Raw genomic sequence first — 22,508 nt, forward strand, 5'->3', positions numbered from 1 at the left:
CGTCACCACAGGTCAGCCCAACAGCCGGGCGTAGATCACCTCAGCTTCCCAGGTTGAGGGTCGGCCGGTCACCGCCGTGAGGCACTGGCCATCGAAACAGGCAGCGTGGCCGAGGCCGGCGGGCGGGGGTACAGCGAGGCATACGCGTGCGGGGTCGATTGGCGCACCCACCATCGTGGCGGGCTGTCGTCGGCTGAGGTTTGGGCTGGGCGCGTCGAAGGTGGCGGCCGTCAGGCGAGCGCGGCGAAGCTGGGCCGTCCGGGGACGCTCGGCAGTGGCCAGGGACAACCAACGACGACCACCAGGCGCACGAGCCCACTGCCTCTGACCAGCAAAAACCCAGCTCTCCAAGATCCCCGACAACACCCAGGGCAAGGATAAGTAGCTCCCGCAATTAAGCCCCTTACCTGCGCTTGGCGCGGGTCAGGGGCGTTTTTAATACCAGGTTCGACTGGGCCTCGATAGTCGTTGCGAAACCCGTTGTTGTTTCAGAGCCGCGGCAAGATCTTTTCGCGTACTCCTCGCGGGCCGATCACCACCATCAGGGCCACCGGATCCTCGGAGTTCTTCTTGACCGATACGTCACCCCGCTGGTCGGACACGGGTCCGTACGTACGGGACGAATAGCCAATCACCATCGCCGACTTGCCGCAACCGAGCGAGGCCCACGTGTCGGATCCGCTCGCACCTCCCGCTGAGGCGAAGCTGTAGGGGCCAGCGGGGTACTTGGCGCTGCCGTCCGAATCATTTGCAGGCCATGCCGACGTCACGTGAAGTAACGCGCGCTTGGGATCCGACGCATCAGTCACCCGCAGCCCGCAGGAGTCCCCCTGGATGTACGCAATCAGACGATAAGGTCCCTTACGCACCTCGCCGATCACCTTGGGGACGTGAGGATCCGAAGGAAATTCGTCCGCTGCGATGTTCTGTGCCTCACTCGCGTCGACGGACTTGAGTTGATTCAGTCGCGGGAATTGGTCGACTGATGATTCATGCGTCTTTCCATCCCCGCCTCCGGAAGTGCACGCGACGCAGGATAGCAAAAGGGCCACCCCTAAGACTGTCTTTCGAAAAATCTGCGCCATGGAGTCGCCCTTTCGCGTGCCGAAGCTAATGACTGCTGACTAGTCTAGCCACTGATTGAAGCATACGCCGATGGGCTTATATACATCGACCATTCGGGTGAAGCCGTGCCAGGGGACCTGGACGCGATAGTGTTCCAAGAGAGTGTATGCTTCGACGGTCCCATACTTTCCCTTGGGCACCTCATAACGGGTTTCATTTGTGACTTTGTAGGTATTTGTCACGCTGAACCCCACAGAGACAGTGATCCACCCCTTGCTGATCCCGGCGTCTCCGCTGAGTTGGACCGCCCGTTCCTTGCTGACGGACAGCACCAGAGTAGTCTTGCCTTGGCCGCTCGTCTTGGAAATCACTTCTGTGCTGCACGACTCGCCCAAATCGACGCGCCCCAACGTCTGGGGGGGAGCAGCGGAAAGCGACCGTGCGGCGGCGTTCGGCTTGACTATCAACTTGGCGCCGGGCTTAGAGAGATTTCCGGGTATCTTGGTTCCGGGCTCGAAGAACTTGGTGACGGGACTTGTGGTGGCGATATCCGTCCCACTTTGGGCCGCAGCCGGGGAAGCTGAGCTGACCCCTAACCCTACACTCATCACGACTGCACCAATGAGTGTGCCGATCTTTGCTGTCCGCTTCATGGTCCCCCCCCTGGGCCTAGGTCTTGCCAAATCATGGCTAATTTTCCGTGCCGGCCAACAAAGAAGAACATAGCGGTTACATGGAGTCTCCCTCAATTGAATTGAGGGAGATCTGATAGTGGACTGATTGATTCCGGCAATAATTTATGCGCGGGTCTACTGTTGTCAGTCCCGGCTCGCTATGTATGACGGCGGATCGATCTGTAAGAAGGGGGGGCGGAAGACCGTTGTACGCGGTTGCCCGGCCAGCGCGGTGCCCGCCGCGCCAACTCCGTGCTGTGCCCAGTCCAGCTTGATCCCGGCGTGTGTCAAAGGCGGCGGGGCTGCTCTGGCAAACTCCGCGTCCTCCACCGGCCCACTGCGTCTTGTCGCCCATGTCGAAGTACTGGGTCATCGCGGCATCGATCAGGTCAAGAGCCGGATCACTGATCGATTCCGTTCAGGAATGACGCTGGAGCATTGGGCGCGGCCTGACGCACAGTGGCGGCATGAGCGAGCATTCCGAAGTGGCTGTCAGGCCCGTCGAGGCCTTCGAAGCCCCCTATTACGCCGCTGTGTTCACCGCGATCCCGACCGAGGACCGAAGCGGTTACAGCGAGACCAACGCGCGCATGGAAGACCTGGTGAAGGACGTCCCCGGATTCCTGGGGGCGGATCATGCGCAGACGCCCGGCGGGTTGTCCATCACCGTCGCGTACTTCCGTGACGCGGACGCCCTCACGGAGTGGCGGAGCAACGCCGAGCACCGTGCGGCACAGGAGCGCGGGCGGGCCGAGTGGTACCAGAGGTACACGCTGCACGTGGCGAAGGTGGAGCGCAGCCACGGGTTCAAGCGGGAGTAGGTCCCGGCGGCGCCGTCACGCCGACGGCGCGATCTCGGCTGAGCCCGCCGGTTGCCGCGCCACCCGGACGCCCGAACCGGCCTCGCTTTCGACCAGCTGCGGCTGGACCCGTACGGGCGCGGTGCCGTACGGAAAAGGGCCGGTACGAAAGGAGTTCGTACCGGCCCTACGACGGCTCTGCCGTCAGCCGCACTGGCAGGGCGCGCCCGACTGGCAGCCGCAGCTGCAGCCGGAGCCGCAGCCGCACGCGGCGACCAGCGGCAGGCCCCTGATCTTCGCGGGCTGCTCGGTCTCGCGCTCCTGCGCGGGGTCGGGGGTGGTGCTGGGGGAGTCGGTCATGGGTCCCTCCTAGACGCCGGGGCCTAGTTGCCGGGGCAGGCATGCCCTCACCCATTCCATGCCCAGTCGACCGGGCGCATCAACGGCGCACGGATGCGCCACAGTTGGCCCCAGGGAGCAACCGACCCCCGCACGCGGCTCCCCACCTACGGCATCTCACCTACGTCACCCGACCTCTCGCCCCCGCCCCCGGCCCCGGCCCCCGCCCGGCCAGGGCCTACGCGCCCTCCACGCCCGTCACCGGCTGGATGTCCGACTGGATCTCGTCCGCGTGCTCACCGGTGACCAGGTACACCACACGCTTGGCGACGGCGACCGCGTGGTCGGCGTAGCGCTCGTAGTAGCGGCCGAGCAGGGTGACGTCCACGGCCGTCTCGATGCCGTGCTTCCAGCGGTCGTCGATGAGGTGCTGGAAGAGGGTGCGGTGCAGCAAATCCATCTCGTCGTCGTCCTGCTCCAGCTGGAGCGCGAGGTCGACGTCCTTGGTCACGATGACCTCGGCGGCCTTGGCCATCAGGCGCTGTGCGAGCTGGCCCATCTCCAGGATGGTCGCGTGCAGGTCCTGCGGGACGGCGCGCTCGGGGAAGCGCAGCCGGGTCAGCTTCGCCACGTGCTGGGCGAGGTCGCCGGAGCGCTCCAGGTCGGCCGACATGCGCAGCGACGTGACGACGATGCGCAGGTCCGTCGCCACCGGCTGCTGCCGGGCCAGCAGCGCTATCGCCCGCGCCTCCAGGTCGTGCTGGAGCTCGTCGACCTTCTGGTCCGCCTCGATCACGCTCTCGGCGAGCTTGAGGTCGGCGTCCAGCATGGCGGTCGTGGCGCGTCCGATCGCCGAGCCGACCAGCCGGGCCATCTCCACCAGACCGTCGCCGATCGAGTCCAGTTCCTCGTGGTACGCGTCCCGCATCAGGGTTCCCTCTCGTCATACGTGTTCCGGGGGTCGTGTCCGGGGGCCCGGCGGCAGAACCGGCGGTGCGAACCCCCACGCTCCCACGTTGTGCCCCGTACGCGTCCGTTTCCGGCTGCCCAAATGAACCGGTACTGGCCCCTAGGTGAACTCTGGGCGACGAGTGTTCGAGGTCGCACCCGATCGGCTGTGGGCATGTCGTACCCCATGCCTAACCTGGTGACATGGACGTGAACGCGGCGGTCGCCGCAGCGGCAGCGATCGCCGGGGTGCTCACCGGTGTCATCGCCATGCTGGCGTTCCGCTGGAGCGAACGCGACCAGAAGCGACCGACCAGGACCTCCTTGCACACCGATCCCGTACTCCCGCCTGGCGTGGACACCGTTCTCTCGGTGCTGCGCTCCTCCGCCGTGGTCCTCGACGAGGCCGACGCCGTCGTCAAGGCCAGCTCCGCCGCCTACGCCCTCGGGCTGGTGCGCGGGGGCAAACTCTCCATCGAGCCCATGCTCCAGATGGCCCGCGACACGCGGCGCGACGGTGAGATACGCCAGGTCGAGCTGGATCTGCCCCGGCGCGGCAGCGGACGCGGCGAGGCCCTCGCCGTCTCCGCGCGGGTCGCGCCGCTCGGCTCCCGTCTGGTCCTGCTGCTGGTCGAGGACCTGACCGAGGCCCGCCGGATCGAGGCCGTACGACGCGACTTCGTGGCGAACGTGAGTCATGAGCTGAAGACCCCGGTCGGCGCCCTCTCCCTGCTGTCCGAGGCCGTCATGGACGCCTCCGACGACCCCGAGGCCGTGCAGCGCTTCGCGGGCCGCATGCAGATCGAGGCGACCCGGCTGACCAACCTGGTGCAGGAGCTCATCGACCTGTCGCGGGTGCAGAACGACGACCCCCTGGAGGACGCCGAGTCCGTCCAGGTGGACGAGCTGGTCGCCGAGGCCGTGGACCGCTGCCGCCACCAGGCGGGCACCAAGCAGATCACCATGGTCACGAATGTGGGCGCGCCCGAAGGGCTCGATCAGGGTGGTGGCGGGCGACGGGCGGGCGGCACCGCCGACCTGCACGTCTGGGGCAACCGTGGCCAGCTGGCCGCCGCCCTCGGCAACCTGGTCGAGAACGCGGTGAACTACTCCCCGGCCCGCACCCGCGTGGGCATCGCCGCCCGCCGGGTGAGCGCCCCCGGCGGTGACATGATCGAGCTGGCCGTGACCGACCAGGGCATCGGCATCTCGGACAAGGACAAGGAGCGCATCTTCGAGCGCTTCTACCGCGTGGACCCGGCCCGCTCGCGGGCCACCGGCGGCACCGGCCTGGGGCTCGCCATCGTCAAGCACGTGGTCGCCTCGCACGGCGGGGAGGTCACCGTCTGGAGCGCCGAAGGCCAGGGCTCCACCTTCACGCTCAGGCTGCCGGAGGCGGGCGGGGCCCGCGACCGCGCACTTCAGCATCCGGATCCCGGCCTCGGCGACGAGACCGGTCCCACCGAGCCATCCCCGTACGAACCGCTTCCCTCCCCGGAGGTCCTTCCGTGACCCGAGTGCTCGTCGTCGAGGACGAGGAGTCCTTCTCCGACGCTCTGTCCTACATGCTGCGCAAGGAGGGTTTCGAGGTCGCCGTGGCGGCCACCGGCCCCGACGGCCTCGACGAGTTCGAGCGCAACGGCGCCGACCTCGTCCTGCTCGACCTGATGCTGCCGGGCCTGCCCGGCACCGAGGTGTGCCGCCAGCTGCGCGGCCGCTCGAACGTCCCCGTGATCATGGTGACCGCGAAGGACAGCGAGATCGACAAGGTCGTCGGGCTGGAGATAGGAGCCGACGACTACGTCACCAAGCCCTTCTCCTCCCGTGAGCTGGTCGCCCGCATCCGCGCGGTGCTGCGCCGCCGCGGCGAGCCGGAGGAGGTCACCCCGGCGGCCCTGGAGGCCGGCCCGGTCCGCATGGACGTCGACCGGCACGTGGTGACGGTCGCCGGCGCCAAGGTCGACCTGCCGCTCAAGGAGTTCGACCTGCTGGAGATGCTGCTGCGCAACGCCGGCCGGGTGCTGACCCGGATGCAGCTGATCGACCGGGTCTGGGGCGCCGACTACGTGGGCGACACCAAGACCCTGGACGTCCACGTCAAGCGCTTGCGCGCCAAGATCGAGCCGGATCCGGGCGCCCCGCGCTACCTGGTGACGGTGCGCGGCCTGGGCTACAAGTTCGAGCCGTAAGCCGCGAGGCCTGTGCGAAAGGGCGGCATCCCCGAGGGGGTGCCGCCCTTTCGCATGGCGCGCGGACGAGGGCCGTACGACCGCTCAGTGACCCGTGCCGGACGACTGCGAGGCGGAGTCGCTCGGGGGCGTGTCGGGGCCGGTGGAGCTGGTGGCGCCCGTCGAGCCCGCGGCACCCGTGCTCGCGGACGGGTTCGGCTTGCCGTGCTTGCCCGGCTTGGTGTTGCCCGAGGCGGTGGCGCCGGGGGCCGGGGAGTTGGTGGCCGGGGCGGACGGGAGCTGGGACGGGCCCCACTTGTCGAAGTAGCTGGTGGCCGGGACCACGAAGGCGCGCAGGCTCACCGCGCCGGCCTTGCTGAAGGTGAAGGTGACCGGCTGGGCGTTGCCGTCCTGCACGCTCTGGTGGCCGCCGGGGATCTCGGCGGAGGCGTTGCCCTGGCCGCCCAGGATCAGGGAGCCGTGCGCCGGGACGGTCAGGCTGCCGCCCTTGGCCGGGGTCAGCTTCACGGTGTCGCTGGTGCCCGGAATGCTGATCGACTGGAGGGTCTCGTCGCCGTTGCCCGAGTTGAACAGCGTCGCGGAGACCACGGCGGGGCCGGTCGACTTCGGGTCCGGCTGGGTGATGACCAGGGCGTTCTGGACCTTGATGTCGCCGACGCTGGTCGCCGCGTTGTCCGGCTTGACCTCGAGCGTCTGCGAGTCGTTGCCGGCGCCGCAAGCGGCGAGCGAGGCGATCGAGAAGACAATGGCGGACGCGGCGAGGGCGCCGCGTCGAAGGCTGCTGCTCACGGCGGCGGCAACTCCTTGAACGCAGGGGCGGCTTCCCTTGTAAAGCCACCCTAAGTGTCTGTCGGCGGCTTCAGGTTACCGAGCCGTCCCCACGCGATCGCACCCGACCCTCCCCCTCACGCCGGGCTTCCCGCCAGGTGGGGGTACGTGGGCCGACGGCACCCCGGCCGCCTCGGCGGTCACAACGGCCGCTCCAGCCGCTTTGCCGGGTGGCGGTGCGCCATTCGCATAACCGCGCGCAAAATTTCCGTGAAGGAATGCGCGGGCGTCCCGAAATTGATCACCGGATCACCCGTCCGGCCGTCACTGACCAATTCTTGAATCGGCTCACATGGCCCTGCGGCCTCCGAACGGAGTAGCGGAAGTCGTACGCTAGGAAGCGGACAAATCGGGATGTTTCCCCGCTTGGAGTGCGTGCGTGAGGTGCGTGACGTACGCGTTTCACCCCGTCCGGACAGCCCCTCCCACCTGCGAATTCCCGCTTCCGGGGGCCCTTCGCAGCACGTTCCGGTTGCTGTTGTCAAGCCCCGAGATATGCCCTGACCTGCGAAAACGCCATTCAGAAGACGCCGTATCCGTGTTACCCTGGATAGCCACGGAAGGGGTACCTGTCACATGACGTTCAAGGTTGGCGACACCGTGGTCTATCCCCATCACGGGGCCGCGCTGATCGAGGCCATCGAAACTCGCCAGATCAAAGGCGTGGACAAGACCTACTTGGTGCTGAAGGTCGCCCAGGGTGACCTCACGGTGCGTGTGCCAGCGGACAATGCGGAGTTCGTCGGCGTGCGTGATGTGGTCGGTCAGGACGGACTGGACCGGGTCTTCGAGGTGCTGCGCGCGCCGTACGCCGAGGAGCCCACGAACTGGTCCCGTCGCTACAAGGCAAACCTGGAGAAGCTCGCCTCCGGTGATGTCATCAAGGTCGCGGAAGTCGTGCGTGACCTGTGGCGTCGCGAGCGCGAGCGCGGACTGTCCGCCGGTGAGAAGCGCATGCTCGCCAAGGCCCGCCAGATCCTGGTGAGCGAGCTCGCTCTCGCGGAGAACACGAACGAGGACAAGGCCGAGGCCCTGCTCGACGAGGTGCTCGCCTCCTGACGTGCCCGTGCCGTGGGCGGCGATTCCCGGTCAATGGCCGATGAACTGATCGGTCCCTGCCCGTCGCCCCCACTCCCGCACGCTCAGCACAGTGCTCTCGCACATTCTCAGCACAGCGAAAATGCCGCGGTGCCCGATGACATTCGTTTTTGTCGCCGGGCGCTGCGGCATGTTCGTCCCCGCGGCGCCGTCTGCGGCGTACCCCCCGGAAAGCCCCTGAAAACGAAGCGGGCCCCCGATACTCGAGATGCCGGGCCCTGGGTGGGCGCTCGACCAGGGTCACGGAAAGGGTCCGGTCAGGGCGTCGCGCCCGGCACTCCTGAAGGCCATACCCAACTAGGTCGAGCACACAAACCTGACAGGAACCGATGTCTGACGAATCGCCTTCCTCGCCCTCCGCGCCGCCCGCGCAGGCCCCCGTCGCCGCCGTGATCCCGGCCGCCGGCCGGGGCGTACGGCTCGGACCGGGCGCCCCCAAGGCGCTGCGGACGCTCGGCGGCACGCCGATGCTCATCCACGCGGTCCACTCGCTGGCCGCCTCCCGCCATGTCTCCCTCGTCGTCGTGGTCGCCCCGGCGGACGGGCCCGGCGAGGTGAAGTCGCTGCTCGACGCGCACGCGCTGCCCGAGCGGACCGACTTCGTGGTGGTGCCCGGCGGCGACACCCGCCAGGAGTCGGTGGCGCTCGGCCTCGCGGCCGTACCGCCGCAGTACGGCGTCGTCCTCGTCCACGACGCGGCCCGCCCGCTGGTCCCGGTCGACACCGTCGACGCCGTGATCGAGGCCGTGCGCGCCGGCGCCCCGGCGGTCGTGCCCGCGCTGCCGCTGGCCGACACCGTCAAGGAGGTCGCGCCGGCCACCGAGCCCGGCGCGCCCGAACCGGTCGTGGCCACGCCCGAGCGGGCCCGGCTGCGGGCGGTGCAGACGCCGCAGGGCTTCGACCGGGTGACGCTGGTGCGCGCGCACGAGACGGTGACCGGGGACGTCACGGACGACGCGAGCATGGTGGAGCAGCTGGGCCTGCCGGTGGTGACGGTTCCCGGACACGAGGAGGCGTTCAAGGTGACCCGCCCGCTGGACCTGGTCCTCGCCGAGGCCGTCCTGGCCCGCAGGAGGCTGAACGATGGCTACTGAGACGGTGCTGCCCCAGGTCGGCATCGGCACCGACATCCACGCCTTCGAGGAGGGCCGCGAGCTGTGGTGCGCCGGCCTGAAGTGGGAGGGCGAGGGGCCGGGGCTGGCCGGGCACTCGGACGCGGACGTGGTCGCGCACGCCGCCTGCAACGCGCTGTTCTCCGCGGCCGGGCTCGGCGACCTCGGGCAGCACTTCGGCACCGGGCGGCCCGAGTGGTCGGGCGCGTCGGGGGTCACGCTGCTCACCGAGGCCGCGCGGATCGTGCGCGCCGCGGGCTTCACCATCGGCAATGTCGCCGTGCAGGTGATCGGCCCCCGCCCGAAGATCGGCAAGCGGCGGGACGAGGCCCAGAAGATCCTCTCCGAGGCGGCCGGCGCGCCGGTGTCCGTCTCCGGCGCCACGACCGACGGGCTCGGCTTCCCCGGACGCGACGAGGGGCTGATGGCGGTCGCGACGGCACTGGTGGTGCGGACGGCCTGAAACCCGCGCTCTCCTGGTGCGGGTGAGCCGGGAGCGTGCGAGGGTACCCGGAGAGTCACCGTCCGCGGCCCTTATGGAGGTACCCATGCCCGCCGCCCTGTCCGACCGGCTCAAGTCCCTGCTCGACGGCAAGGTGTTCATCGTCGTCGGCACCGTCCAGCCCGACGGCAGTCCGCAGATGTCGCCGGTCTGGGTGAAGCGCGACGGCGAGCAGCTCCTCTTCTCCACCACGGTCGACCGCCGCAAGAAGCTGAACCTCGACCGCGACCCCCGCGTCACCGTCGTCGTCATGAACCCCGAGCAGCCCTACGAGTACGCCGAGATCCGCGGCACCGCCGAACTGACCACCGACGGCGGCCAGGCCCTCATCGACGAACTGAGCCTCAAGTACACGGGCAAGAAGTACGCCGAGTTCAACCCCGAGTCCTCCCAGGACGCCGAACGAGTCGTCGTCCGGATCACCCCGCGCAAGGTGGTCGGGCGGCTCTGAGCGCCGGGCGGACGCGGGCGGAGGGGGCGAAGGGGCGGACGCCGCGCGGACAGGCGCAGTGAACAGCGGACAGGGCGCCGTAAACAGGGGAAGGGGCGTGAGGCACTAGGCAGGGCCCACTACTCTGGAGTGGTGACTATTCGCCTGTACGACACCAGCGCCCGGCAGATCCGTGACTTCGACCCGGTCAAGCCGGGCTGTGTCTCGATCTACCTGTGTGGTGCCACCGTGCAGGCGGCCCCGCACATCGGGCACATCCGCTCGGGCCTCAACTTCGACATCATGCGCCGCTGGTTCGAGTACCGCGGCTACGAGGTGACGTTCGTCCGGAACGTCACGGACATCGATGACAAGATCATCTCCAAGGCGCGCGAACAGGGCCGCCCGTGGTGGTCCATCGGGTACGAGAACGAGCGGGCGTTCAACGACGGCTACACCGCCCTGGGCTGCCTCCCGCCGAGCTACGAGCCCCGTGCCACCGGCCATGTCACCGAGATGGTCGAGATGATGCGGGCGCTCATCGAGCGCGGGCACGCCTACGAGGCCGACGGCAGCGTGTACTTCGACGTGCGTTCCTGGCCCGGCTACCTGGAGCTGTCCAAGCAGGACCTGGACGAGATGCGCCAGCCTGCCGAGGAGGGCATCACCGGCAAGCGCGACCCGCGTGACTTCGCGATGTGGAAGGCGACCAAGCCGGGCGAGCCGGACTGGGAGACGCCGTGGGGGCGGGGGCGGCCCGGCTGGCACCTGGAATGCTCGGCGATGGCCCACAAGTACCTGGGTTCCGCCTTCGACATCCACGGCGGCGGCCTGGACCTGATCTTCCCGCACCACGAGAACGAGATCGCGCAGGCCAAGGCCTTCGGCGACGAGTTCGCCCGGTACTGGGTGCACAACGCCTGGGTCACCATGAGCGGCGAGAAGATGTCCAAGTCGCTCGGCAACAGCGTGCTGGTCTCCGAGATGGTCAAGCGCTGGCGGCCCATCGTGCTCCGCTACTACCTGGGCACCCCGCACTACCGGTCGACCATCGAGTACAGCGAGGAGGCCCTGCGCGAGGCGGAGGCCGCGTTCGGCCGTATCGAGGGCTTCCTCCAGCGGGTGACCGAGCTGGCCGGCAAGAGCGTCGAGCCCGCCGCCGAGGTGCCGCCCGCCTTCGCCGAGGCGATGGACGACGACCTGGGTGTCCCCGGTGCCCTCGCGGTGGTGCACACCACCGTCCGGCAGGGCAACAGCGCGCTCGCCGCCGACGACAAGGACGCCGCGGTGGCCCGCTTCGCCGAGGTCCGCGCCATGCTCGGCGTCCTGGGCCTCGACCCGCTGGACGCGCACTGGGCCGGCGAGTCCGGTCAGGGCGAGGACCTGCACGGCGTCGTCGACAGCCTCGTGCGGCTCGTCCTCGACCAGCGCGAGTCCGCCCGCGCCCGCAAGGACTGGGCCACCGCCGACGCCATCCGCGACCAGCTCGCCCAGGCCGGACTGGCCATCGAGGACAGCCCGCAGGGCCCGCGCTGGACTCTCGGGGCGCGTTAGCCACCGCGGGCGCCCCTTGATCGATTGTGCCGCCCGGCCGTCCGGGCGGCACACTGCATAAGACGTACGTACGAACAAAGCTCACGGAACAGGTGACTCATGGCCGCGAACAACCGCCGCATGTCCGGCAAGAAGGGCGCGCAGGTCGGCAGTGGCGGCCAGCGGCGCCGGGGCCTGGAGGGCAAGGGCCCGACCCCGCCCGCCGAGATGCGCAAGGGGCACGCCAAGCAGCGCGCCGCCGCCGCGAAGGTCCGCCGCTCGCAGGGCCGCCCGCAGGCGCGCCGGGGCGCCGGCAGGTCGGCGTCCGAGCTGGTCGTCGGCCGTAACCCGGTGGTCGAGGCGCTGCGCGAGGGCGTCCCCGCGACGACCCTGTACGTGCAGCAGTTCATCGACAACGACGAGCGCGTCCGCGAGGCCCTCCAGCTCGCCGCCGAGCGCGGCGGCATCAACCTCATGGAGGCCCCGCGCCCCGAGCTGGACCGCATGACCAACGGCCTGAACCACCAGGGCCTGGTCCTCCAGGTCCCGCCGTACGAGTACGCGCACCCCGAGGACCTGCTCGACGCCGCCGCCGACGAGGGCGCCGATCCGCTGGTCGTCGCGCTCGACGGGGTCACCGACCCGCGCAACCTCGGCGCGGTCGTCCGCTCGGTCTCCGCGTTCGGCGGCCACGGCGTGGTCGTGCCCGAGCGCCGCTCGGCCGGGATGACCGCCGGCGCCTGGAAGACCTCCGCCGGTGCCGCCGCCCGCACCCCGGTGGCCCGCGCCACCAACCTCACCCGCGTGCTGGAGCAGTACAAGAAGGCGGGCGTCACGGTCGTCGGTCTGGCCGCGGACGGCGAGGCCGAGATCGGCGAGCTGGAGGCCCTGTCCGGCCCGGTCGTGATCGTGGTCGGCAGCGAGGGCAAGGGCCTGTCCCGGCTCGTCGGCGAGACCTGCGACTTCCGGGTGCGCATCCCGATGCCGGGCGGCACCGAGTCCCTCAACGCCGGTGTGGCCGCGGGCATCGTGCTCTACGAGGCCGCCCGCAGGCGGAGCTGAGCCGTCGCGACGACGCGCCGACGGGACTGAACACCCGTCCGGAACTTCACCCTTACGCGGGAATTCCGGCGTCCATATGGCGTTCGACGCTGCTTTGACGGGGCCCGGACACATCCGGCCGGTCAAAGCAGTGTCCTAACTCCACGTCACTCGGTTAGATGAGTGTGGACACCAGAACACCCCGCACACCCACGGGGGACCGCTCGTCGGGATTCGACGACGCTCCCGCGCTGAGCATGGTGAAGGTGCCGAGCGACCCGGCGCAGATCATCGTCAACCACGCCAGCTTCCGCGTGCAGCTGGGCGCGGCGGCCGGTCGCACCCGGTCCGCCCGGATCGCCCGCCATCTCAGCGCCGCCCAGGACACCGCCCGGATGCCCGTCGCGGCCTCGGCGGCCCGTCCCGGCGCCGGCCGTCGCCGTCCCGTCGTGTGGAGCGGCCGCTCCGCGCCGGACGACACCGGCGCCCACCGGCTCCTCCAGGCCGTGCGGGGCAGCATCGTCCGTCACGCCGAGGAGTCCGACACCGGCGCCACCCGCGTCATCCCGCGCGTCGGCACCACCGGCTACGACGAGACGTACGACGCGCTGGACCCGACCGTCGAGACCCCCGTCGTCGGCCACCAGCGCACCTCCGCCGACGACGAGGGGGGCACCCGCCTCCTGCCGCACATGCGCACCGGGTCGTACGACCAACCGCCTTACCCACGCCCGGACTTCGGGCGCCAGGACGAGTACGAGGGGTACGACGGCGACCCCACGGAGCCGTTCCCGGCGTACCCCGCGGACCACGACGCCGACTCCGGCGACGACCTCGACGCCCCGCGCCCCGCCAAGCGGCACGGGGACGACCCGGCCCGGCACGCGTACTACCCCGGCCGCCGGATGAACCTGGGCGTGGTGCTGCTCCCGCTGCGCATCTTCCTGGGCTTCATCTCGATCTACGCAGGCATGGGCAAGCTGTGCGACCCCGTCTACTTCGACGGCGGCAAGCGCGGCTCCATGGTCACCTGGCTCAACACCCTGCACCCCTGGGAAGTCGCCGAGCCGCTGCGCCAGTTCGCGCTGCACCACCCGGTCGGCTCCGGGCTGGTGATCGCCTTCCTCCAGGTCGTGGTGGGCGTGCTGACGATCCTCGGCTGCTGGCAGCGGGTGGCCGCGGTGGTCGGCGTGCTGCTGTCGGCCGCGCTGATCGTCACGGTGAGCTGGAAGACGGTCCCGGCGTACGACGCCCCGGACATCATCTACCTGGCCGCCTGGTCCCCGCTGATCATCGCCGGCGCCCCCGTCTACTCGGTGGACGGCCGGCTCGCGGGCAGCGCCTGGCGGCGGCTCGGTCCCCGCTCCGACATCTGGGAGCTGCGCCGCTACGTGCTGCGCCGCGGCGCCCTGATCACCGCGCTGACCGTCGGCGTCACCCTGCTGGTGGGCTCGCTGCTCGGCGGCGCGGTCCGCGATTCCAGCCGCGTGGTCGTCCCCGGCCCCGGCGAGGCCCCCCGCAACAACGTCCCCGGCTCCCCGCTCCCCGGCGAGCCCGGCGCCCGGCACAAGAGCACCCCGTCGGCATCCACCGCCCCGTCGGGCGGCGCCACGGCCGGCGCGAGCCCCTCCGGTTCCGCCACGCCTCCGGGCGCGAGCCACACGGCGGGCGGTACGACCACCACCCCGAGCGCGACCCAGGGCACCACGGGCCGGCTCCCGTCCCGCCAGTCCGCCCCCACGGGCGGCGCCCCCAGCACCACGGCGGGCCCGACCGGCACCGGCGGCAGCTCCACCACCTCCGGAGGCTCCGCTCCGGGCGGCACCTCCACGTCGAGCGGCGGCTCCTCCACGGGCCAACCGGGCGTGCTGGGCGGCCTTTTGGGCTGACGGACGGCGGACAGGAAAGGGGCCCGGTACCGCGTGCGGTACCGGGCCCCATGTCATGCGGAGACGCGTGCCACCTCTGGCTGTCGGCTACCGGCTACCGGCTACCGGCCCGAGCCCGCCAGCTCCTTGGCCGCCTCGGTCAGATCCTTCGCCGTGTCGATGGCCCGCCAGTACGCGCCCTGCGGCAGCGGGAAGCCCGCGAGCTTCCGGTCGCGGGCGAGCCCCGGAAACGTGGTGCGCTCATGGTCGCCGCGCTCGGGCAGCAGGGTGGTGAACTCCGGCGAGAAGACGTACACACCGGCGTTGATCTCGAACGTGGACGGCGGGGCCTCGATGAAGTCGGTGATGTGCCCGAAGCCGTCGGTCCGCACCGCGCCCCAGGGAATCCGCGGCCGGGCCAGCGCCAGCGTCGCCACGGCGTCCCGCTCGGTGTGGAAGTCGGCCATGTCCCGCAGGGAGAAGCGGGTCCAGATGTCGCCGTTGGTGGCGTACCAGGGCCGGTCCGGGTGGGGGAGATGCGCGGCGGCGAACCGGAGGCCGCCGCCGCGGCCGAGGGGCTCGGTCTCCACGACGGTGCGCACGGAGACCGGCAGCCGGGCCGAGTCCAGCCAGTCCTGGAGGACCTCGGCGAGGTGGCCGCAGGAGACCACCACGTCCGTCACGCCTTCCTCGGCGAGCCAGGCGAGCTGATGGCCGATGATCGGAGTGCCCGTGCCGGGGATCTCGACCATCGGCTTGGGCCGGTCGTCGGTGTACGGACGCAGCCGTGAGCCCTGGCCACCGGCCAGGATCACGGCTTGAGTGGGGCGCGACGCGGCGTTCGGATGGGTCATGAACCGCACTGTACGTGGCGCCCCGTGCCCGGTTCAGCCGCGTGCGGCCAGCACCCCGGTCGCGAAGGAGGTGTCGCACACCGGGCGCGCGTACGACTGGGCGCGCGAGGCGCCGTAGATGCGCACCGCGGCCCGGCCGAGCGAGCGGGCGATGGAGGTGCAGTGCCGGGCGAGCGAGGGATGGCCGTTGACGGCCTCCTGGAGGTGGGTGAGGACCACGCCCGGATTCTTCTCGTGCAGCTCGCTCAGCAGGTGGTCGCGCAGCACGTCCTCCGGGGCGTGGGCGGCGGCCTTCGGGGCGGTCTGCGCGGTGATGTCCGAGGCGGTGAGCACCGAGCCGGCGGGGCTTCCGGTCCAGTTGACCCGGGTGACCGCGAGGGTTCCCGAGAGCACCAGGACGACGGGCAGGACGAGGGCGAGGGAGCGGCCGACCCGGCGGGCAGGGCCCCGGTGGCTGCGTCGCGTCTGAGTGGTGGTGGAGTGCTTCACGCGCCTGAGGGTAGCGGCCGGTAATGACGCGCGGACATTCCGTCACTCTTACGGGGGATGAGAAAGGGCGGTTTTCTGGGTAACGAGTTGACGCCCGGACCCGTAACGATCATGCGAAGAGGGCCCCGCGGAGTACCGCGGGGCCCTCTGGCGGGACGGTGCCGGGGCGGGCTCAGTCGGACAGCCGCTCGCCGGTGGACGTGGAGAACACGTGCGTCTCGCCTGGGCGCGGGACGACGTGCAGGGTGGCGCCCTTCTCCGGCACCTGGCGGCCGTTCACGCGCACGACCAGCTCCTTCAGGTCGCCGTCGATGTCGGCGCTGCCGTACACGTAGCCGTCGGCGCCCAGCTCCTCGACGACGTTCACCGAGACGGCGAGGCCGGCCGGGGCGTCGGCGGCGTCCTTGGTGAGGGAGGCCGCCGCGCCGCCGCCGTGCTCCACGACGTCGAAGTGCTCGGGGCGCACGCCCACGGTCACCGTGCGGTCACCCTTGTCGGTGGCGGCCTTGAGGGCCTCGCGGTTGACGGGCACCACGCTGTTGCCGAACTTCACGCCGCCGTCGGTGATCGGGACCTCGACCAGGTTCATGGCGGGGGAGCCGATGAAGCCGGCGACGAAGAGGTTGGCGGGCTTGTCGTACATGTTGCGCGGGGTGTCGATCTGCTGGAGCAGACCGTCCTTGAGGACCGCCACGCGGTCGCCCATCGTCATGGCCTCGACCTGGTCGTGGGTGACGTAGACGGTGGTGATGCCGAGCCGGCGCTGGAGCGAGGCGATCTGGGTGCGGGTGGAGACGCGGAGCTTGGCGTCCAGGTTGGACAGCGGCTCGTCCATGAGGAAGACCTGGGGCTCGCGCACGATCGCGCGGCCCATCGCGACCCGCTGGCGCTGACCGCCGGACAGCGCCTTCGGCTTGCGGTCGAGGTACTCGGTGAGGTCGAGGATCTTCGCGGCCTCCTCGACCTTCTGCCGGATCTCCGCCTTGTTGACGCCGGCGATCTTGAGCGCGAAGCCCATGTTGTCAGCGACGGTCATGTGCGGGTAGAGCGCGTAGTTCTGGAACACCATGGCGATGTCCCGGTCCTTGGGCGGCAGGTGGGTGACGTCGCGGTCACCGATGCGGATGGCGCCGGCGTTGACGTCCTCCAGACCCGCGAGCATCCGCAGCGAGGTGGACTTGCCGCAGCCGGACGGGCCGACCAGGACGAGGAACTCGCCGTCCTCGATCGCGATGTCGAGCTTGTCGACGGCGGGCTTGGTGGAGCCCGGATAGATCCGGGTCGCCTGGTCGAACGTGACAGTGGCCATGGTGAATGGGCCCCCTTCTACCGGCAGGAACGTGCCGGACGATCCGTTGTAGGAAGGTGGTTGCGCGGTCCACGCGAGTGAACCGCTCCGAGACCGTACCCGGCGGTCGCGCGGTCTGTCAGTACATGGACGCCGGTGAACTTCGCGGAAATTTTCGACGGGCCCACCAGGTGACGTGGGTACACTGCACAGGCACACCCGCGCAGCACGCGCGACCCGCCTCCTTAGCTCAGCTGGTCAGAGCGCCGCTCTTGTAAAGCGAAGGTCGTCGGTTCGAATCCGACAGGGGGCTCCACCGAGGTCCAGGTCGGACGGCTTCAGACCTGGACTTTCACGTCCTCGGCCGTGCAGAGCCCGGCGATGGTGCCGACCTGCGGCCGCGTCGGCGGCGTATGCACGCAGGAACCGGTCCGCCTCCGTGTGGCATTGCTGCGTGCTGGTCTTGCGCCATGCCGGAGGCCGGCCGGTGTGTCCGCGGCGACAGCGCCAAGGGGATGAGGTCGCCATCGACACCCCCCGGAGTCGGCCCTGGGGCACAGGTTTCATGGTCAAAGAGGGGTTTCGGAGGGGACGCCGGTGGATCTACCGTCGACCTCAAGGGTCTCGGGTCTCGTGTCAAGGGGTGCCGGTGAAGTCTCACGACAGGAAGCGCACCGCTGCGTCGGGTGTCCGGGAACGAAGTGAGCGTGCGCCTGCGCCAAGCGGGTTGATGGGCTTACAGGCCACCGTCGGAAACGAAGCGGTGCTGAGGATGATGCGCCGCGAGCAGGAGAGAGACGGGCGTCGGCGCGATGAGGCCGTGGGACGCTCGGGCGGTGCCCGGCTCGCGGTGACGGCGGTCCAGCGCACGGAAGCGACGGACACGGCCGAGCCGCTCGCCGCCGAGGCAGCCGGTCCGGCGCAGGAGGCGGTGCCGGAGGGCAAGGCGATCATCGCCCGTCTCAGCCAGTCGATCGAGCAGCACACGGTCCAGGCGACGGCCAAGCGGAACGTCTTCGCGCCCGGCACATGGTGGCCCGAGCAATGGATGGTCGAGGGGCCCGCCCGGCTGCGCAGGACCCTGGACCGGCGGGTGATGCGGGGCGAGGTGTTCAACGAGCAGGACCTGGCCGACATCAGGCAGCTCTCCGGGACCGATCCGCAGTGGCTGAAGGAGGTGGGGATCGGCACGTACGACGAGGCCGAGAAATACGCCGAGGGGCCGTTCGGCGACTGGTTGAAACTGGCCGCCGGCAAGCGCGTGCTGACCGCGACGCTGGCCATCCGGAAGAACCACCCGATCCTGCGGGACCCGGCGGTCCGCACGCCGACGGACCCGGCCTACACGCTCGGCCGGTTCATGCGCACCCAGGCGCCCGGCACCGCGCCGGAGGAGCGGCAGGTGCTGGAGCAGGAGCGCGACCGGCAGATCCGTGACACGGCCGTCGACACGCTGCACCCGGAGGGCATGGCGCCCGAGCGTCGGCACAGCGGTGCCATCCCGGCGGAGGGCACTGTGCTGGGCAAGGGCAGGACGGCCCCCGACTACGTCAAGAAGGACGCCCAGGGCCGCGAGATGCTCACCAGGATCCTCCTCGTCCTGCGTCACGGGCTTCAGCTCTACAGCCCGGCGGAGGGCCGGCACACGGCCGATTACGAGCAGGACGTCGTCCGTGCCCTGGCCCATGGCGGTCGTGTCAACATACGTATCCCGGCGCTGAGTTCGAAGGACGAGCCCGCCTATTCGCTACCGCACTTCCTCGGCGTGTCCAAAGACGACACCAAGGGGGAGACCGCCCAGGGCGTGTCCGAACGGGGCTTCGCCACCCACCGCACCTCCATCGGCCCCAACAAGGACGGCAAACCCGGCAAGTTCAAGGAAAAGGGCGGCGTCCTGGCCTCCCTCACGAACAAGGTCGCCGTCGGCGCCGCCAGCCCGAAACTGTGGGGCCAGGACATCTCCGGCGGCGGACTCGGCTCCAAGGACTGGAACGGCGACATGGTGCTGCCGAACGGCTCCTACGGTCACGTCCTGCTGGTCTACCACCGTCCGACCATGGAGAAGGACGGCTCCCTCCAGATCGGTATCGAAACCATCGCGCCACACGCGGACAGCCCGGTCGGCTACGAGCACGACTTCCGCTCCACCGAGGCCACGTCCAACCCGGAGTCGGTCCTGCACGGCCACAAACGGGACAAGGTCGGCTCCGGTGGTCTCGGCAAGAACGAACGCCTGGTCGACCTCAGGGAAATGGGCTCATCCCACCCCAGCGGCGACTGGCGGGCCTACCTGGACGAGATCAAACGGGACTGGGACCAGGCACTCGCCGAAACCGAAGAGGCCTCTCCGCAACGCCGTGCTCTCTACGAGCAGTTGGTCGGACCACGGGCCCGCCCGTGACCCCAGACGGCAGCGCATGGCACAGGGCCGCCCGGTTGGGCGGCCCTGTGGGGTTGCCGGGGTGGGTCAGCAGGTCAGCGCCTGTGTAGTACGGCGTTCAGGGCCTCGCGGAGGGTGGCCTCGGGGTCGGGGGAGGCGCTTTCGGCGCGCCAGGCGACGAAGCCGTCCGGGCGGACGAGGACCGCGCCGTCGGTGCCGACGCCGTGCAGCGCGGCCCAGTCGTCGCCCTCGGTGTCGTACATCAGGTCGGCGTCGCCGCCGGGGCCGATCCGGTAGGCGTCGAGCCGTACCCCGTCCAGGGCGGCGACGCGCCGGGCGGCGTCGTACCAGCCCGCGTCGTCCGGGGCGTCGGTGAGCAGCACCATGGAGCGCTCGTACAGGTCGAGGGTGGACAGGCGGCGGGCGGCCTGGCGCAGCCACAGGTGGGGGGCGCGGGTGCCGGGGCGGCCGGTGAGGGAGAGGGCGTCCGGGACGACCGGCGCCTCGGGGTCGGTGCCGACGGCGGCGCCCGCGGGGTAGTGGTAGCCGAGGACGACGTTGAGGATGCCGCCGCGCTTGGCGCCGCCGACGCCGGGGGCCGGGGCGAAACCGGGGTGGCTGTGCTCGACGGAGCGGGCGGAGGCGCGGGCGCTGGTGGCGACGGCGACCGGGCGGCGCTCGGCGCCATAGCTGTCCAGGAGCGCGGGGCCGGCCCAGCCGTCGAGGACGGCGGCGAGCTTCCAGGCGAGGTTGTGGGCGTCCTGGATGCCGGTGTTGGAGCCGAACGCGCCGGTCGGGGACATCTCGTGGGCGGAGTCGCCCGCGAGGAAGACCCGGCCCCGCGCGTAGCAGTCGGCGACCCGTTCGGCGGCGCGCCAGGACGCCATTCCGGTGATCCGCACATCGAGGTCCGGCACGCCGACCGCGGCGGCGATGTGCCGCTGGAGCCGCTCCTCGGTGAACTCCTCCAGCAGCTCGCCGTGTTCGGGGTGCCAGGGGGCGTGGAAGACCCAGCGCTCCTTGTTGTCGACGGGGAGCAGGGCGCCGTCGGCGTCCGGGTGGGTGAGGTAGCAGCAGATGAAGCGGCGCTCGCCCACCACGTCGGCCAGCCGGGTGGAGCGGAAGGTGACGCTGACGTTGGCGAACAGCTCGCCGGGGCCGCTCTGGCCGATGCCGAGGGCGCGGCGGACGGGGCTGCGGGGGCCGTCGGCGGCGACGAGGTAGTCCGCCCGGACGGTGTAGCGCTCCTCGGTGGAGCGGTCGCGGACGACGGCGGTCACTCCGTCGGCGTCCTGTTCGAAGGACTCCATCTCGTGGTGGTAGCGCAGGTCGCCGCCGAGTTCGCGGGCGCTGTCCACCAGGACGGGTTCCAGGTCGTTCTGGCTGCACAGGCACCAGGAGGTGGGGCTGAACCTCCGCAGGCCGCCGCCGGGGTCGATCTCCTTGAACAGCCACTCGCCGGCGTCGCCGACCAGGGTCGGGGTCTGGAGGATGCCGTGGTTGTCGGCGAGCAGGGAGGCCGCCGCCTTGATGTCCGGCTCGATGCCGGCCACCCGGAAGAGTTCCATCGTGCGCACGTTGTTGCCGCGTCCGCGCGGGTGGTGCGAGGTCCCGGAGTGCCGCTCCACGAGCAGGTGGCGCACGCCGAGGCGGCCGAGGAACAGGGACGTGGACAGGCCCACCAGTGAACCGCCCACGATGAGGACGGGAACCCGGTGGTCGGCTGTGTGATGCATCGAGCCTCCAGAGGCAGGGGTGCGTACAAGGCGCCTGTGAGTCTCTTGCCCGGTATCACCGTTGTTGGGGCCATTTGCGCACGGGATCACCCACGTGGTTCCTACGAGTCGCGGGCTTACCGGCATCGGCACAGGATCAAGAAGCGCTGACGTCGCGTCACGGCGGTGACCGGCGCACCCGAGATCCCCCGCCAAGGAGATGCCCGCACCATGACCACCACCTCTGAACGCCTGTCAGAAGTACCGGCGCGCGACGCGTCGAAGCGTGTCTCCCAGTCCGTGTTCGACGGCTCGAGGCTCCGGGTCGTCCTGCTGGTCGACGTCTACGACGGCGCGCAGCAGCAGTTCCTGGAGGCGTACGAGCAGCTCTGCAACCAGGTTGCGTCGGTGCCCGGCCATGTCAGCGACCAACTCTGCCAGTCCATCGAGAATCCATCCCAATGGCTCATCACCAGCGAGTGGGAGAGCGCCCCGCCGTTCCTCACCTGGGTGAACAGCGAGGAGCACGTGCGGATGGTGGAGCCGCTGCACTCCTGCGTGCGCAACACCCGCTCGCTGCGCTTCCACATCGTCCGCGAGACCGGCCGCGCCTACGAGACGGACGCGCCCGCCCGCGGCCGGCTCCAGACCGAGGTGCGCATCGGCGATGGAGTGATCCGGCACGCGCTGACCTTCACCGTGAAGCCCGGCACCGAGGACAAGGTCGCCAAGCTGCTCGCCGACTACGCGGCGCCCGAGCCGCGGGTGGACGACTCCACGCGGCTGCTGCGCACCTCGCTGTTCATGCACGGCAACCGGGTGGTGCGCGCCATCGAGGTGCGCGGCGACCTGCTGGCGGCGCTGCGGCACGTGTCGCGCTCGCCCGAGGTGCGGGCCGTCGAGGAGGCCATCAACCCCTATCTGGAGCAGGACCGGGACCTGAACGACCAGGAGTCGGCCCGGCTGTTCTTCACCCGTGCGGCGCTGCCCGCCGTGCACCACGTGATGGCGGACGACCGGCCCGAGGGCACCCGGCGGGCCCTGTACTACCCGGCCAGGGCGGGCCGCGGGATGAAGCTCGCGGAGCTGCTCGCCAAGGCGGACTCGGCGGCCGCCGACGACCCGTCGAGCCAGGTGCTGCGCAGCACGGTCTTCGAGCGCGAGGACGTCGTGGTGCGGCTGGTGGACCTCGCCGCCGAGGGCGCGGACGTGGACCCGCTGCCCGGCGATGCCGCGCTGGCCGCCGAGGTGCGCGAGCTGCTGGCCGGTGAGGCCGCCCGGATGGAGCTGATCACCGACCGCCGTTCACCGGCCGTCTGAGCGGCCCCACCCGCTCCCCAGGCCCCACCCCGCTT

At 70.4% G+C, this 22,508-nt stretch carries 21 protein-coding genes and 1 tRNA gene; 13 read left to right on the forward strand and 9 right to left on the reverse strand.

From position 1 onward, the window contains the following. Nucleotides 1-488: 488 nt before the first annotated feature. Nucleotides 489-1,085, reverse strand: a complete 597-nt coding sequence (locus tag ACE4Q9_RS18305; RefSeq protein ID WP_397985289.1) for a hypothetical protein — start codon at nt 1,083-1,085, stop codon at nt 489-491. A gap of 39 nt (nt 1,086-1,124) precedes the next feature. After that, complete coding sequence (locus tag ACE4Q9_RS18310) at nt 1,125-1,718, reverse strand: hypothetical protein (RefSeq protein ID WP_397985290.1); 594 nt, start codon at nt 1,716-1,718, stop codon at nt 1,125-1,127. Nucleotides 1,719-2,206: 488 nt separating this feature from the next. Between ACE4Q9_RS18310 and ACE4Q9_RS18315 the strand changes: the two genes are divergently transcribed. After that, nucleotides 2,207-2,560 (forward strand): antibiotic biosynthesis monooxygenase family protein, encoded by a 354-nt coding sequence (locus ACE4Q9_RS18315; RefSeq protein ID WP_397985291.1) that lies wholly within the window; start codon nt 2,207-2,209, stop codon nt 2,558-2,560. Nucleotides 2,561-2,743: 183 nt separating this feature from the next. Here the strand turns inward: ACE4Q9_RS18315 and ACE4Q9_RS18320 are convergent, their stop codons facing one another. Together ACE4Q9_RS18320 and phoU are read right to left on the reverse strand one after the other, a co-directional pair. Continuing rightward, on the reverse strand, nt 2,744-2,899 hold the full coding sequence (locus ACE4Q9_RS18320; RefSeq protein WP_397985292.1) for a hypothetical protein: 156 nt from the start codon (nt 2,897-2,899) through the stop codon (nt 2,744-2,746). A gap of 217 nt (nt 2,900-3,116) precedes the next feature. Beyond that, entirely contained in the window at nt 3,117-3,806 is a 690-nt protein-coding gene (gene phoU, locus ACE4Q9_RS18325; protein WP_128790653.1) for a phosphate signaling complex protein PhoU, read from the reverse strand. Between the two features lie 224 nt (nt 3,807-4,030). Between phoU and ACE4Q9_RS18330 the strand changes: the two genes are divergently transcribed. Both ACE4Q9_RS18330 and ACE4Q9_RS18335 read left to right on the forward strand, forming a co-directional pair. Next, nucleotides 4,031-5,338 (forward strand): sensor histidine kinase, encoded by a 1,308-nt coding sequence (locus tag ACE4Q9_RS18330; RefSeq protein WP_397985293.1) that lies wholly within the window; start codon nt 4,031-4,033, stop codon nt 5,336-5,338. Next, complete coding sequence (locus ACE4Q9_RS18335; protein ID WP_046419660.1) at nt 5,335-6,015, forward strand: response regulator transcription factor; 681 nt, start codon at nt 5,335-5,337, stop codon at nt 6,013-6,015. Before ACE4Q9_RS18330 ends, ACE4Q9_RS18335 begins: the two co-directional genes overlap by 4 nt. A gap of 84 nt (nt 6,016-6,099) precedes the next feature. Here the strand turns inward: ACE4Q9_RS18335 and ACE4Q9_RS18340 are convergent, their stop codons facing one another. Next, nucleotides 6,100-6,804 carry a DUF461 domain-containing protein gene (locus ACE4Q9_RS18340; protein ID WP_397985294.1) on the reverse strand — a complete coding sequence of 235 codons (705 nt, stop codon included), beginning with the start codon at nt 6,802-6,804 and terminating at the stop codon, nt 6,100-6,102. Between the two features lie 615 nt (nt 6,805-7,419). Between ACE4Q9_RS18340 and ACE4Q9_RS18345 the strand changes: the two genes are divergently transcribed. From ACE4Q9_RS18345 to ACE4Q9_RS18375, 7 genes are all read left to right on the forward strand, one after another. Beyond that, nucleotides 7,420-7,902 (forward strand): CarD family transcriptional regulator, encoded by a 483-nt coding sequence (locus tag ACE4Q9_RS18345; protein ID WP_003953493.1) that lies wholly within the window; start codon nt 7,420-7,422, stop codon nt 7,900-7,902. A 368-nt stretch (nt 7,903-8,270) separates the two neighbouring features. Next, nucleotides 8,271-9,035, forward strand: coding sequence for a 2-C-methyl-D-erythritol 4-phosphate cytidylyltransferase (ispD, locus tag ACE4Q9_RS18350; protein WP_397985295.1), 765 nt, complete (start codon nt 8,271-8,273; stop codon nt 9,033-9,035). Further along, a complete protein-coding gene (ispF, locus tag ACE4Q9_RS18355; RefSeq protein WP_397985296.1) occupies nt 9,025-9,516 on the forward strand; it encodes a 2-C-methyl-D-erythritol 2,4-cyclodiphosphate synthase in 492 nt (163 codons plus the stop codon). The genes ispD and ispF overlap by 11 nt, the downstream gene beginning before the upstream one ends. Nucleotides 9,517-9,601: 85 nt before the next feature. Then, complete coding sequence (locus ACE4Q9_RS18360; RefSeq protein WP_397985297.1) at nt 9,602-10,006, forward strand: PPOX class F420-dependent oxidoreductase; 405 nt, start codon at nt 9,602-9,604, stop codon at nt 10,004-10,006. 132 nt (nt 10,007-10,138) lie between these two features. After that, a complete protein-coding gene (gene cysS / locus ACE4Q9_RS18365; RefSeq protein ID WP_397985298.1) occupies nt 10,139-11,539 on the forward strand; it encodes a cysteine--tRNA ligase in 1,401 nt (466 codons plus the stop codon). A gap of 99 nt (nt 11,540-11,638) precedes the next feature. After that, nucleotides 11,639-12,580, forward strand: coding sequence for a 23S rRNA (guanosine(2251)-2'-O)-methyltransferase RlmB (gene rlmB / locus ACE4Q9_RS18370; protein WP_397985299.1), 942 nt, complete (start codon nt 11,639-11,641; stop codon nt 12,578-12,580). A 158-nt stretch (nt 12,581-12,738) separates the two neighbouring features. Next, a complete protein-coding gene (locus ACE4Q9_RS18375; protein WP_397985300.1) occupies nt 12,739-14,448 on the forward strand; it encodes a DoxX family membrane protein in 1,710 nt (569 codons plus the stop codon). A gap of 101 nt (nt 14,449-14,549) precedes the next feature. Here the strand turns inward: ACE4Q9_RS18375 and ACE4Q9_RS18380 are convergent, their stop codons facing one another. The 3 genes from ACE4Q9_RS18380 to ACE4Q9_RS18390 all read right to left on the reverse strand — a co-directional run bounded on the left by ACE4Q9_RS18380 (nt 14,550) and on the right by ACE4Q9_RS18390 (nt 17,079). Beyond that, nucleotides 14,550-15,281 (reverse strand): NDP-sugar synthase, encoded by a 732-nt coding sequence (locus ACE4Q9_RS18380; protein ID WP_397985301.1) that lies wholly within the window; start codon nt 15,279-15,281, stop codon nt 14,550-14,552. Nucleotides 15,282-15,314: 33 nt separating this feature from the next. Continuing rightward, nucleotides 15,315-15,770: a hypothetical protein gene (locus ACE4Q9_RS18385; protein WP_397985302.1), complete on the reverse strand. Its 456-nt coding sequence runs from the start codon at nt 15,768-15,770 to the stop codon at nt 15,315-15,317. Between the two features lie 172 nt (nt 15,771-15,942). After that, nucleotides 15,943-17,079: an ABC transporter ATP-binding protein gene (locus ACE4Q9_RS18390; protein ID WP_397985303.1), complete on the reverse strand. Its 1,137-nt coding sequence runs from the start codon at nt 17,077-17,079 to the stop codon at nt 15,943-15,945. A 218-nt stretch (nt 17,080-17,297) separates the two neighbouring features. Here ACE4Q9_RS18390 and ACE4Q9_RS18395 point away from each other — a divergent pair. Further along, nucleotides 17,298-17,374 (forward strand) — tRNA-Thr (locus tag ACE4Q9_RS18395). A gap of 504 nt (nt 17,375-17,878) precedes the next feature. After that, the gene (locus ACE4Q9_RS18400) at nt 17,879-19,459 is read left to right on the forward strand and encodes a PE-PGRS family protein (RefSeq protein WP_397985304.1); all 1,581 of its coding nucleotides are present in this window, start codon (nt 17,879-17,881) and stop codon (nt 19,457-19,459) included. 74 nt (nt 19,460-19,533) lie between these two features. Here the strand turns inward: ACE4Q9_RS18400 and ACE4Q9_RS18405 are convergent, their stop codons facing one another. Then, nucleotides 19,534-21,174, reverse strand: coding sequence for an FAD-dependent oxidoreductase (locus tag ACE4Q9_RS18405; protein WP_397985305.1), 1,641 nt, complete (start codon nt 21,172-21,174; stop codon nt 19,534-19,536). A gap of 210 nt (nt 21,175-21,384) precedes the next feature. Between ACE4Q9_RS18405 and ACE4Q9_RS18410 the strand changes: the two genes are divergently transcribed. Then, a complete protein-coding gene (locus ACE4Q9_RS18410) occupies nt 21,385-22,473 on the forward strand; it encodes a SchA/CurD-like domain-containing protein (protein WP_397985306.1) in 1,089 nt (362 codons plus the stop codon). Nucleotides 22,474-22,508: the final 35 nt, after the last annotated feature.

This window comes from Streptomyces sp. AM6-12, from assembly GCF_044327085.1.
Lineage (GTDB): Bacteria > Actinomycetota > Actinomycetes > Streptomycetales > Streptomycetaceae > Streptomyces.

What these genes read in the sequence shown, in the direction of transcription:
- ACE4Q9_RS18320 (WP_397985292.1), bottom strand. Translation starts at nt 2,899, where the DNA reads ATGACCGACTCCCCCAGCACCACCCCCGACCCCGCGCAGGAGCGCGAG.
- ispD (WP_397985295.1), top strand. Translation starts at nt 8,271, where the DNA reads ATGTCTGACGAATCGCCTTCCTCGCCCTCCGCGCCGCCCGCGCAGGCC.
- ACE4Q9_RS18410 (WP_397985306.1), top strand. Translation starts at nt 21,385, where the DNA reads ATGACCACCACCTCTGAACGCCTGTCAGAAGTACCGGCGCGCGACGCG.
- ACE4Q9_RS18330 (WP_397985293.1), top strand. Translation starts at nt 4,031, where the DNA reads ATGGACGTGAACGCGGCGGTCGCCGCAGCGGCAGCGATCGCCGGGGTG.
- ispF (WP_397985296.1), top strand. Translation starts at nt 9,025, where the DNA reads ATGGCTACTGAGACGGTGCTGCCCCAGGTCGGCATCGGCACCGACATC.
- ACE4Q9_RS18315 (WP_397985291.1), top strand. Translation starts at nt 2,207, where the DNA reads ATGAGCGAGCATTCCGAAGTGGCTGTCAGGCCCGTCGAGGCCTTCGAA.
- phoU (WP_128790653.1), bottom strand. Translation starts at nt 3,806, where the DNA reads ATGCGGGACGCGTACCACGAGGAACTGGACTCGATCGGCGACGGTCTG.
- ACE4Q9_RS18405 (WP_397985305.1), bottom strand. Translation starts at nt 21,174, where the DNA reads ATGCATCACACAGCCGACCACCGGGTTCCCGTCCTCATCGTGGGCGGT.
- ACE4Q9_RS18380 (WP_397985301.1), bottom strand. Translation starts at nt 15,281, where the DNA reads ATGACCCATCCGAACGCCGCGTCGCGCCCCACTCAAGCCGTGATCCTG.
- ACE4Q9_RS18390 (WP_397985303.1), bottom strand. Translation starts at nt 17,079, where the DNA reads ATGGCCACTGTCACGTTCGACCAGGCGACCCGGATCTATCCGGGCTCC.
- ACE4Q9_RS18310 (WP_397985290.1), bottom strand. Translation starts at nt 1,718, where the DNA reads ATGAAGCGGACAGCAAAGATCGGCACACTCATTGGTGCAGTCGTGATG.
- ACE4Q9_RS18305 (WP_397985289.1), bottom strand. Translation starts at nt 1,085, where the DNA reads ATGGCGCAGATTTTTCGAAAGACAGTCTTAGGGGTGGCCCTTTTGCTA.
- rlmB (WP_397985299.1), top strand. Translation starts at nt 11,639, where the DNA reads ATGGCCGCGAACAACCGCCGCATGTCCGGCAAGAAGGGCGCGCAGGTC.
- ACE4Q9_RS18345 (WP_003953493.1), top strand. Translation starts at nt 7,420, where the DNA reads ATGACGTTCAAGGTTGGCGACACCGTGGTCTATCCCCATCACGGGGCC.
- ACE4Q9_RS18360 (WP_397985297.1), top strand. Translation starts at nt 9,602, where the DNA reads ATGCCCGCCGCCCTGTCCGACCGGCTCAAGTCCCTGCTCGACGGCAAG.
- ACE4Q9_RS18375 (WP_397985300.1), top strand. Translation starts at nt 12,739, where the DNA reads ATGAGTGTGGACACCAGAACACCCCGCACACCCACGGGGGACCGCTCG.